Source organism: Dyella sp. ASV21 (assembly GCF_016428975.1).
GTDB lineage: Bacteria > Pseudomonadota > Gammaproteobacteria > Xanthomonadales > Rhodanobacteraceae > Dyella.
In genome coordinates this window covers 1-9,445 of the sequence record NZ_JAELTT010000103.1, presented here as the reverse complement: position 1 = coordinate 9,445, position 9,445 = coordinate 1, and the positions used below count along the sequence as shown (strand labels likewise).

General features: G+C 65.6%; 10 protein-coding genes. 2 read left to right on the top strand and 8 right to left on the bottom strand.

The genetic code is table 11. From position 1 onward, the window contains the following. From trpD to JHD67_RS20050, 6 genes are all read right to left on the bottom strand, one after another. On the bottom strand, positions 1–634 hold a 634-nt coding region (gene trpD, locus JHD67_RS20075; RefSeq protein WP_199100943.1), incomplete at its 3' end, for an anthranilate phosphoribosyltransferase. Next, complete coding sequence (locus tag JHD67_RS20070) at positions 631–1,227, bottom strand: aminodeoxychorismate/anthranilate synthase component II (protein WP_199100942.1); 597 nt, start codon at positions 1,225–1,227, stop codon at positions 631–633. The genes trpD and JHD67_RS20070, both read right to left, overlap by 4 nt. Before the next feature lie 177 nt (positions 1,228–1,404). Further along, a complete protein-coding gene (locus tag JHD67_RS20065) occupies positions 1,405–2,541 on the bottom strand; it encodes an FAD-dependent oxidoreductase (RefSeq protein ID WP_199100941.1) in 1,137 nt (378 codons plus the stop codon). A 1-nt stretch (position 2,542) separates the two neighbouring features. After that, the gene (locus tag JHD67_RS20060) at positions 2,543–3,244 is read right to left on the bottom strand and encodes a hypothetical protein (protein ID WP_233172126.1); all 702 of its coding nucleotides are present in this window, start codon (positions 3,242–3,244) and stop codon (positions 2,543–2,545) included. Positions 3,245–3,311: 67 nt separating this feature from the next. Continuing rightward, positions 3,312–4,421, bottom strand: a complete 1,110-nt coding sequence (locus JHD67_RS20055) for a dipeptide epimerase (protein ID WP_199100939.1) — start codon at positions 4,419–4,421, stop codon at positions 3,312–3,314. 24 nt (positions 4,422–4,445) lie between these two features. Further along, positions 4,446–5,801: an SH3 domain-containing protein gene (locus JHD67_RS20050; protein WP_233172124.1), complete on the bottom strand. Its 1,356-nt coding sequence runs from the start codon at positions 5,799–5,801 to the stop codon at positions 4,446–4,448. A 183-nt stretch (positions 5,802–5,984) separates the two neighbouring features. Here JHD67_RS20050 and JHD67_RS20045 point away from each other — a divergent pair, with 183 nt between their 5' ends. Together JHD67_RS20045 and JHD67_RS20040 are read left to right on the top strand one after the other, a co-directional pair. Beyond that, a complete protein-coding gene (locus tag JHD67_RS20045; protein ID WP_199100938.1) occupies positions 5,985–7,205 on the top strand; it encodes a dipeptidase in 1,221 nt (406 codons plus the stop codon). 4 nt (positions 7,206–7,209) lie between these two features. Next, positions 7,210–7,926, top strand: a complete 717-nt coding sequence (locus JHD67_RS20040) for a M15 family metallopeptidase (RefSeq protein WP_199100937.1) — start codon at positions 7,210–7,212, stop codon at positions 7,924–7,926. Positions 7,927–8,041: 115 nt separating this feature from the next. Here JHD67_RS20040 and JHD67_RS20035 read toward each other — a convergent pair whose 3' ends face one another. After that, positions 8,042–8,746: a hypothetical protein gene (locus JHD67_RS20035; RefSeq protein ID WP_199100936.1), complete on the bottom strand. Its 705-nt coding sequence runs from the start codon at positions 8,744–8,746 to the stop codon at positions 8,042–8,044. A gap of 2 nt (positions 8,747–8,748) precedes the next feature. Then, on the bottom strand, positions 8,749–9,445 hold a 697-nt coding region (locus tag JHD67_RS20030), incomplete at its 5' end, for an anthranilate synthase component I family protein (RefSeq protein WP_199100935.1).

Genomic DNA, 9,445 nt, shown 5'->3' with positions numbered 1-9,445 from the left:
GGAACACGCCCATCAGGATATTGGGCGCATCGGCCGGGTTGGTCAGTGGACCCAAAATGTTGAACAGCGTGCGCACGCCCATTTCCTTGCGCACCGGCGCCACCACTTTCATCGCCGGATGATGGTTCGGCGCAAACATAAAGCCGATGCCGCATGCCTGCATGCATTCAGCCACCTTGGTGGGCGGCAGATCGATCACCGCGCCCAACGCTTCCAGCACATCGGCGCTGCCCGACTTGGACGACACACTGCGGCCACCATGCTTGGCAATGCGCGCCCCCGCCGCCGCCGCGACAAACATCGAGGCGGTGGAAATATTGAAGCTGGAGGCGCCATCGCCGCCGGTACCCACGATGTCCACGAAATGCTCGTGCGGCGGCAGCTCCACCTTGGCCGACAACTCGCGCATCACGCGTGCGGCGCCGGTGATCTCGCCGACGGTTTCCTTCTTTACGCGCAGGCCGGTAATGATGGCCGCCGTCATCAGCGGGCTCACCTCGCCGCGCATGATCTGTCGCATCAGCTCGATCATCTCGTCGTGGAAGATCTCGCGATGCTCGATCGTGCGCTGCAGCGCTTCCTGCGGCGTGATGGTGACGCGGCGCCCCACCGGCGTGCTGGCTGCCCCGCTCATGCGGCGAGCTTCAATGGCAAGCCAAGGAAATTGCGCAGCAGGTCGTGACCGTACTGCGTGAGGATCGACTCGGGATGGAACTGCACGCCCTCGACCTTCAGGGTCTTGTGGCGAAGGCCCATGATCTCGTCGATGGAACCGTCGGGGTTCTCGGTCCAGGCGGTGACTTCCAGGCAATCGGGCAGCGAGGACTGCTCCACCACCAGCGAGTGATAGCGCGTGGCCTCGAACGGATCGGGCAGGCCGGCAAACACGCCCTGGCCGCGATGGCGCACCGGCGAGGTCTTGCCATGCATGATCTGCTTGGCGCGAATCACCTTGCCGCCGAACACCTGGCCGATGGCCTGATGCCCCAGGCACACGCCGAACACCGGAATCTCCCCGGCCAGCTCGCGCAACACATCCAGCGACACACCGGCGTCGTCGGGCGTACCCGGCCCTGGCGAAATCATGATGTGCGAAGGCCGCAGCGCACGAATGCCTGCCACGTCCAACGCATCGTTGCGTACCACCTTCACCTCCTGGCCCAGCTCGCCCAGGTACTGCACGAGGTTGAAGGTAAAGCTGTCGTAGTTATCGATCATCAAAAGCATGGGGATGCCAACCAGTTGATTGCACGGCGAAAGCCCAGCACCACGCGCAGGGGTTTGCGGCCGGCGAGGCCGCTTATCACGCCCACCGGACACGATGCCAGAAGGTGCATTGTGCTCAATCCCGCGCCGCACTGCAGCAACGGAGGCGTATAGCCCCCTCCGGAGGGTCACCGGGCCTCAGCGGGCCAGCCGCGCGGGGCTCAGCATGGCCGGGGTCAAGCCGACCTCTTGCAGGTGCGTTGGCAAGGGCCTGCCCAGCGCCAGGTTCGCACAGGCTTCGCCCATCGCGGCACTGGTCTGAATACCGTAGCCGCCCTGCGCGGCCACCCAGAAGAAATCACTCCTCCCGGGGGCAAAGCCACCCACCAGGTCACCATCCGCCACGAAGGAGCGCAACCCCGCCCAGGTGCGCCTGGGGCGATGGATGGTCATGGTGGTGGCTTCTTCGATGCGATGGATACCCAGCGCGATATCCAGCGCTTCGGGCTGTACATCCTGCGGAGGAACATCGTCCGCGTTGGCCGGGCAACCAAGCAGCAGGCCCGCATCGGGCTTGAAGTAGAACGTCTCGTCGAGGTCGGTGACGAACGGCCAGCGGGCGGTCTCCAGCCCGGACGGCGGATCGAACAGGAAAGCCGAGCGGCGGCGCGGCTGGATGCCGATGGGCGCCACGCCGGCCAGCGCAGCCACCTGATCCACCCAGGCTCCCGCCGCATTGACCAGCAAGGGCGCGCGGTACGTCGCCTCACCGCCATCGATGACCCATTGACCGGCACGTCGCTCGATCGAACGAATGCCCACATCGCAGCGCAGTTGGCCGCCACGCGCACGCAACCCGCGCAGGAACCCGTGATGCAACCCGTGCACATCGATATCGGCCGCGCCGGGCTCGTACAGGCCCACCTGGGCGGCCTCGGGGCGCAATACGGGCACGGCGGCGCGCAACCAGTCCGCGTCCACCACGCGCAGGCCATGGCTGTGCGGGGCCATTTCCTCGTACAGGGCATGCACGGTATCGACCTGCGCCGCGGTGCCCACGCTCAATGAACCGCGTGCCGACAAAATGGCGTGTTCGGCAAAGCCCGGCGGCGGTTGATCGAAGAAGCGCCGCGCCGCGCGGGTGAGCGCACGCACTTGGGGCGAACCATAGGTTTCCGAAAACAGCGCCGCCGAACGGCCCGTGGCGTGCACCCCCGGATGTTCCTCCCGCTCCAGCACCAGTACGCGCACATGCGGCGCCAGAAAATAGGCGACCGAGGCACCGGCCATGCCGGCGCCGATGACGATGACATCCGCTTGCACAGCGGCGGTCATCTCACGGCTCCACGTGAGGCAGGTGCCAGGACGCGCGCAGGCGTGCGTATTCATTCTGCGGCAACAGCACGAACACGGGATGTTCCTCCGGCTTCAGCCACGCCAGCAATTGGCGCATGGCGGTTTCGGGCATGGCGGTACAACCCGCGGTGCCCTCGTTCGACGAACGCCACACATGCGCAAAGATGCAGCTGCCGCCGCCGGCCTTGCCCTGGGCGTTGTGCTCGATCACAAAGCCGACGGTATAGAGCGCATCGCCGTTGAGATGAATATCTCGCCGCATGGGCTCACTGGAGCCCGCCACGGCCTGCTCACCTACCTCGCGCGCATCGACAATACGGTTGTAGTAAGGCGAGCCGTTGACGTCGATGCAGTAATCGGACGCCTGCAGCGCGCGATAAGGCATGTGCGTGTCGGCGCTGGCGGCATAACCGAAAGCCTCGCCGATGCGGTACACACCCGCCGCGCTGCGGCCATCGCCCTCCTTCTTCTGCGGCCCGTCCGTCTGCGCTGCGTTCAAGCCCAAACCCCAGGCCGAGCCGGACTCCCCCACCACCACGGCCTGCGCTTCACCCACGGGCTGCCATTGACCATGCGTGCGCTCAAAGCGGCGGAGCACACCGTGATCGGCATTCCAGTCGGGTGTCACCACCAGCACGATCTGACGCGACGCGCGCCAGGCGCTGTCGTCCTCCGTGGCCATCACGGTGCCCGCCAGGCTGCATAGGCCCAGCAGTAACCAGCGGCGCCATGCCTGGGGCCGGGCGTCTTCATGCAGTGAACTCATCGTCCAGTCTCTCCATTTCACCCACACCATGGATACCCAAACCAGGGGCGTCGCCGAGCGTGATATCCGGGCCTCCGAACACCGCCCCACCTTCCACCGGGTTGTACCTGCACAGCACGGGGCCGTCCAGGTCGATGGCGGTGATGGTCGAAGCGCGCGCCACGGCCACATGCGCAGCCGCCGTAACGCCGATAGCGCCTTCGAGCATGCAGCCCATCATGCAGCTGAGGCCATGTGCCCCGGCAACCTCGGCGATACGCAAGGCACCCGAAATGCCGCCAGCCTTCATCAGCTTGATGTTGATAATGTCGCAGGCTCCGCGGCGAATGATCTCCAGCGCATCGTGCTCGTTGAACACGCTTTCGTCGGCCACTACCGGCGTCCGCACGCGGGAGGTCACATAGGCGAGGCCGTCGAGGTCGCGTGCAGGCACCGGCTGTTCGAGCAACTCCGCTTGCACGCCGGCGCCTTCAAGCGTCTGCATGATTTCCACGGCTTGTTTGGCCGTCCATCCCTGATTGGCATCCAGCCGCAGGCTGGCACGATCACCCACGGCGTTATGAATGGCGAGGACGCGTTCGATATCCAGCGCCGACTCACGCCCCAGCTTGATCTTCAACGCGCGATACCCGCTGTCCACCGCCTGCCGTGCATGACTCACCATAACCGCCACCTCTTCCACGCTGATGGTGAGATCGGTACGCAGCTGTGGCACGCCGCCGCCCAGACACTGATAAAGCGGCATGCCCTGCATCTGCGCCCACAGATCGTGCAAGGCAATATCCAACGCCGCCTTGGCGCTGGGTTGGCCGGGCACCGCCGTGTGTATCAGCGAGGCAAGGTCGTCGCGCTCGTCCAGTGAGCGACCCAGCAAGCGCGGCGCCATGACGCCACGAATCGCGGCCACGATAGACGCCACCGTGTCGCCGGTAATGGCCGCCGTGGGCGGTGCCGCACCGTAGCCCACCAGGCCGGCATCGGTGCGTACACGCACCACCACGTCCACCGCTTGCTCTACGCAGCGCAGCGCCGTACGAAAGGGCTGCCGCAAAGGGACCCGCACGATGCCGAGTTCGATGGCCGCAATGCGCATGTCGCCGGATACCTGCTCAAGCGTTCAAGGGCGGATGTGGACGATGCCAGTCATGTGATCCACATAGCTGCGCCCATCGTCGAGCAGTAGCGGCAACAGCGGCGTGACCGATACGGCGTTGAGCTTGACCCGCCGCATGGCGCCCTGCTCATCGCGATAGGCGATACCCGTGGTGTCGTGGATGACGTACGGTTCGCCATCGACCTGCCCGACCACCATCATCACGTGACCGGGGATGTAGACCAGGTCGCCCACCTTGAGCGCACGCGCGGCGCGCATGCGTGCGTCATGGCCGTCGCTGGCACTGAAGGATTGGTGCACCAGCGCGGGGCTAGCCTCTTGGCGACCGGTATCGCGCGGCATTTGCACGCCCATGCTGCGATAGACATCGGACACGAAACCGCTGCAATCGCGCCCGTCGTAGTCGTGGCCCCAGCCATAACGTTCGCCGAGAAACTTGAAGGCCTGGCGCAAAATATTGGCTTCGGTCAGCGGCAGGTAGCCATCGCCGGTATCGGCCTGGCGCGGCAGCAACGCGGCGGCGAGGCTGAGCGAACCATCCTCACGTCGAACGGGGAGCTGGATCACATAGGCCGCATAAGGCGACTCGCCATTGACCGGCTGATCGGCGGGATGCTCGGTGAGCCATGGCACCGAGACACCCATGTCGAGCGTTACCTTGGACAGCGCGGGTTGCTCCCGGGCATACACGGTCTGCGCGCCGGCCCCGGTCACCACGCGCCGGGGTGCCCGTGACTGGTAGTCAAACACCTGCTCGGCCGAGCCCTCGGCCACATTCTCGCGACGTGTCCAGGCCGCATAGCGCGGGCTAAGCACGAACAGCCACTGCCCGTCCTGGCTGGCATGCACGATCGCTACCGGCGTGCCGGGAAACTCGGCGGTTTCCTGGAAGCGATCGATATCCGTATCGCCCTGCACCGTGAACACGCGAAGGTCGGTGGGAAAGCTGCGCAGCGCCGCGCGCCGGACGACCAATCCATAGCGCGTGGGCTGCTGCGCAGGCACCTGATCGAGCGCAAGTTGCTCACTGACCTCATGCAAGGCGGCATCGGCTATGCGCTCGCCCTGAACATTGAACAGGGGCCGCTTGGGTAACTGGGAGATGGCACCGATCCAGCCCAACACCTGCTCGCGCGATACGCTGGCGGGCAGTGCGCGCAGATCGCGCATGGAAGGATCGAGCCGATAGAGCTTGCTGTTCTGCGCCTGGATGGCAGCCTCGTCGAGCAGCACACGATCGGGCTCGGCCAACTGCTGAATCCAGAAAGCCGGTGAAAGCTTGGCCGGATCACTCATACCGATCACTCCCGACGGAGGTATCGCTTGCGTGGCCATCGGGCCTGCAGCCACGGCCGGCATCGAAACCACGGTGGCTGCCAGCCACCACACCATCGCTTGCAAACATCTCATGCGCTGCCCTTGCGTCGAATCCAAGCCACCTGCCACCGAGCATATCGCCAGACGCACTGCGAGGGGACGCTTGCGCTACGGCCGCATCCAGCCTGTAGGATGCCAGGGACAACGCAGAGGAGGGAGGACGGCATGAACCTGTTCCGCACGATGGGTGGCGCGGTTGCACTGACATTCGCTCTGGGAAGTACCGCCGCAACGGTGCGACAAGATCCGCCGATCACGCTGGATACCCATGTCGACATCCCCTTCGCTTTCATGCACGACCCGCGCTTTGACGCAGCCAGCTCGCCCGTGCTGAAGGTCGATCTGGACAAGATGGCGCGCGGCGGACTGGATGCGGCCTTCTTCATCGTCTACGTGGAGCAGGGCCCATTGACGCCCAAAGGCTATGCGCACGCCGTCGCCGAGGCGCAGCGCAAGTACGACGCCATCGCGCTGATGCTCAAGACCTACCCTGACCGCATCCGCCTGGCCACCACGCCCGAAGACGTGCGCGCCAATCGCGCGGCCGGCAAGCTATCGGCCATGATCGGTGTGGAAAACGGCTATTCGCTCGGCCATGACCTGAAGAACCTCGACAAGGCGTATGCGCGCGGCGCGCGCTATGTCGGCCTTGCCCACATGGGCCACAACGACCTGTGCACCAGTTCCACGCCGGAAGCCGATCTGGGGGATCCGCCGCTCAGCGACGCAGGCATCAGCGAGTTTGGACGCAGCGTGGTCAAGCGCGCCAATCAGCTTGGCATCATGGTGGATGTGTCGCATTCCTCCGATGCCTGCGTACGCGATGTGCTGGCCCTGTCCAGCGCACCGGTGATCGCCTCGCACTCCTCTTCGCGCGCGCTCACCAATCACCCGCGCAACCTGCCCGACGACCTGCTGCGCGCCATCGCCGGCAAAGGTGGCGTGATCCAGGCAGTGGCCTACAAGGGCTTCCTCAAGCTCGATCCGGGCCGCGACCTGGCTGAGAAAGCACTGCAAGCCCAGGTCGCCAAGGCCGCCGGCGACAAGATTTACGACAGCGAGAAGCACGACTACCTGCCCGCTTATATCGAAGGCATGAAGCGCATCGATGCCGCCTTCCCGCTGCCGACCGTGGACGACTTCGCCAAGCACATCCGACATATGGTGGATGTGGCCGGCGTCGACCACGTGGGCATTGCCTCGGACTTCGACGGCGGCGGCTACATCGCCGGCTGGCAGGACGCCACGGAAACGCGCAACGTCACCGAGGCACTGCGCCGCCAGGGCTTCAGCGACGACGACATCGCCAAACTGTGGGGCGGCAACCTGCTGCGCGTGTGGGGCGAGGTGACGCAGTACGCCCAGTCCCAGCACACGGCCGGCTGAGCTTATGCGCCACGCCCTGTGGTTACTCGCCGCACTCGCCGTGCCTGTCGGCCCGATCGCTCGGGCCGACGAGGCCCCGCCCCTGTCGCCCGCACGCACGGCGAATGAAGCGGGACTGGTGGATATCCGCACGCTGGCGCCGGATATCGCTGAGGACATCAAGTACGCTGGCAGCGACAATTTCGTGGGCGCACCCGTGGACGGTTACCTCGCCCCTGCCTGCCTGCTGCTGAAACCGGCGGCCGAAGCACTGGCCCACGTGGAGCACGAACTGCACGCGCAGCACCAGCGCCTGAAACTCTACGACTGTTATCGCCCCGCACGCGCCGTAGCGCATTTCGTGCGTTGGGCCGGCGACCTGAGCGACCAACGCACCAAGGCCGCGCATTACCCCGAGCTGGACAAGCGCGCCCTGCTCGGCGACTACATTGCCCCGGTGTCGGGTCACAGCCGTGGCGCCACGGTGGATCTCACGCTGGAGCAATGCGATGCGCGCGATACCCATTGCTCGCCGCTCGACATGGGCACGGACTTCGACTACTTCGGCACCCGCGCGAACACCGAGTCACCGCAGGTTACGGCCACGCAACACGCCAACCGGGAGCGGCTGCGGGCGGCGATGGAAGCCGGTGGCTTTCGCAATTACGCCATGGAGTGGTGGCACTACACGCTGACGCCCGAACCGACGCCGCGGCAGATCTTCGACGTGCCGGTGCACTAGCGAGGTGGCCAGGGTCTGCGGCCCCTAGGCTGCGCAGAACCCTCGAGGCAAAGGATCGGGATGACCCGCCCTTCGGCGGTTGAAGGGCGCCTCCCGCTTTCGCGGGAATGACGAGCTAGCGGGAGGACAACGCCGGCTGCGGAAAGGCCAGCACGTTGGAGGTATAGCTCTCCACGACCAGGCTGAACGGCCGGTTGGCCTGGTCGAACAACACCGCACGATGCTGCAGCACGTAGTGCGGCATCAACAATTCGCCGGTGGCTGGCGGCAGCGGTGCGCCGGTCTCCCAGCCCTGCGGCATGGGCGACCACAGCAAATCGGCAGCCAGCGTCTGGCGGCGGAAATGCAGCGGCTGCACGACCTTGCCGAACGGCGTGTCACTGGCATCCAGCGCTTGATTCATCGCCTCGGTGAGTCGAGACGGCACGTACCAGTTATCCGCTTCAGACAATACCAAGCCGCCACAGGAGAGCTGCACGCGGCGATAACGTACCGGTTCGTCAGGGCCAATGGCGAGTTGTTCGCGCGCGTCGGCCGGCAGCGGCTTGTCCATGCCACGCACGCGCTCGGCAATCACCTTGGCCTCGGCGGCCAGGTGATGCGCGCCACACCAGCGCTCCAGCGTCAGCGTGGCACTGGGATGACTGAGCAGATCGGCGTTGAGCGATTGCAGCAGCGCCAGCACTTCCACGCGCGAGGTGGCGTCGTCGTGCCATACCGGCGGCGTTTCCGGCGTGCGTGCCTGCACCGGCGCCAACAGGCTGCCGGTGCTCAAGCCGATGGCGCAGGAAATGACCGCACCACGTCGAACGGTACGCATGCTCACAGGCCCTTGGCCGCCTGCGCCACGGCACGGAACAACGCGCGTCCCTTGCTCATGGTCTCCTCCCACTCGGAGGCGGGATCGGAGTCGTAGACGATGCCGGCACCGGCCTGCACATGCAGGCGACCGTCCTGGATCACCGCGGTGCGGATGGCAATGGCGGTATCCGCATCGCCCCACCAGCCGATCCAGCCGATGGCGCCGGCATAGATGTTGCGCTTGTACGGCTCCAGCTCCTGGATGATCTCCAGCGCGCGAATCTTAGGAGCACCACTGAGCGTGCCAGCCGGGAAGGTGGCCTTGAGCACGTCCATATAGCCCACGTCCGGGCGTACCGTGCCCTGCACCTGCGAAACAATGTGCATCACATGCGAGTAGCGCTCCACCACAAAGGATTCGCTCACCTCCACACTGCCCGTTTCGCTGATGCGGCCGATGTCGTTGCGGCCCAGATCGATCAGCATCACGTGCTCGGCCCGCTCTTTCGGGTCGGCCAGCAATTCCGCTTCCAGCGCCTGATCCTCGGCGTCGGTGGCGCCGCGCTTGCGTGTGCCGGCGAGCGGACGCACCACTACTTTGCCGTCCTTGAGGCGCGCCAGGATTTCCGGCGAGGAGCCGACGATCTGCGTGTTGCCCAGGTCGACGAAGTACATGTACGGCGACGGATTGAGCGCGCGCAGTGCGCGGTACACATCC

Excerpts from the sequence above, each read along its gene's own strand:
- JHD67_RS20070 (WP_199100942.1), bottom strand. The coding sequence starts at position 1,227 with ATGCTTTTGATGATCGATAACTACGACAGCTTTACCTTCAACCTCGTG.
- JHD67_RS20065 (WP_199100941.1), bottom strand. The coding sequence starts at position 2,541 with ATGACCGCCGCTGTGCAAGCGGATGTCATCGTCATCGGCGCCGGCATG.
- JHD67_RS20060 (WP_233172126.1), bottom strand. The coding sequence starts at position 3,244 with ATGGCCACGGAGGACGACAGCGCCTGGCGCGCGTCGCGTCAGATCGTG.
- JHD67_RS20055 (WP_199100939.1), bottom strand. The coding sequence starts at position 4,421 with ATGCGCATTGCGGCCATCGAACTCGGCATCGTGCGGGTCCCTTTGCGG.
- JHD67_RS20050 (WP_233172124.1), bottom strand. The coding sequence starts at position 5,801 with ATGCCGGCCGTGGCTGCAGGCCCGATGGCCACGCAAGCGATACCTCCG.
- JHD67_RS20045 (WP_199100938.1), top strand. The coding sequence starts at position 5,985 with ATGAACCTGTTCCGCACGATGGGTGGCGCGGTTGCACTGACATTCGCT.
- JHD67_RS20040 (WP_199100937.1), top strand. The coding sequence starts at position 7,210 with ATGCGCCACGCCCTGTGGTTACTCGCCGCACTCGCCGTGCCTGTCGGC.
- JHD67_RS20035 (WP_199100936.1), bottom strand. The coding sequence starts at position 8,746 with ATGCGTACCGTTCGACGTGGTGCGGTCATTTCCTGCGCCATCGGCTTG.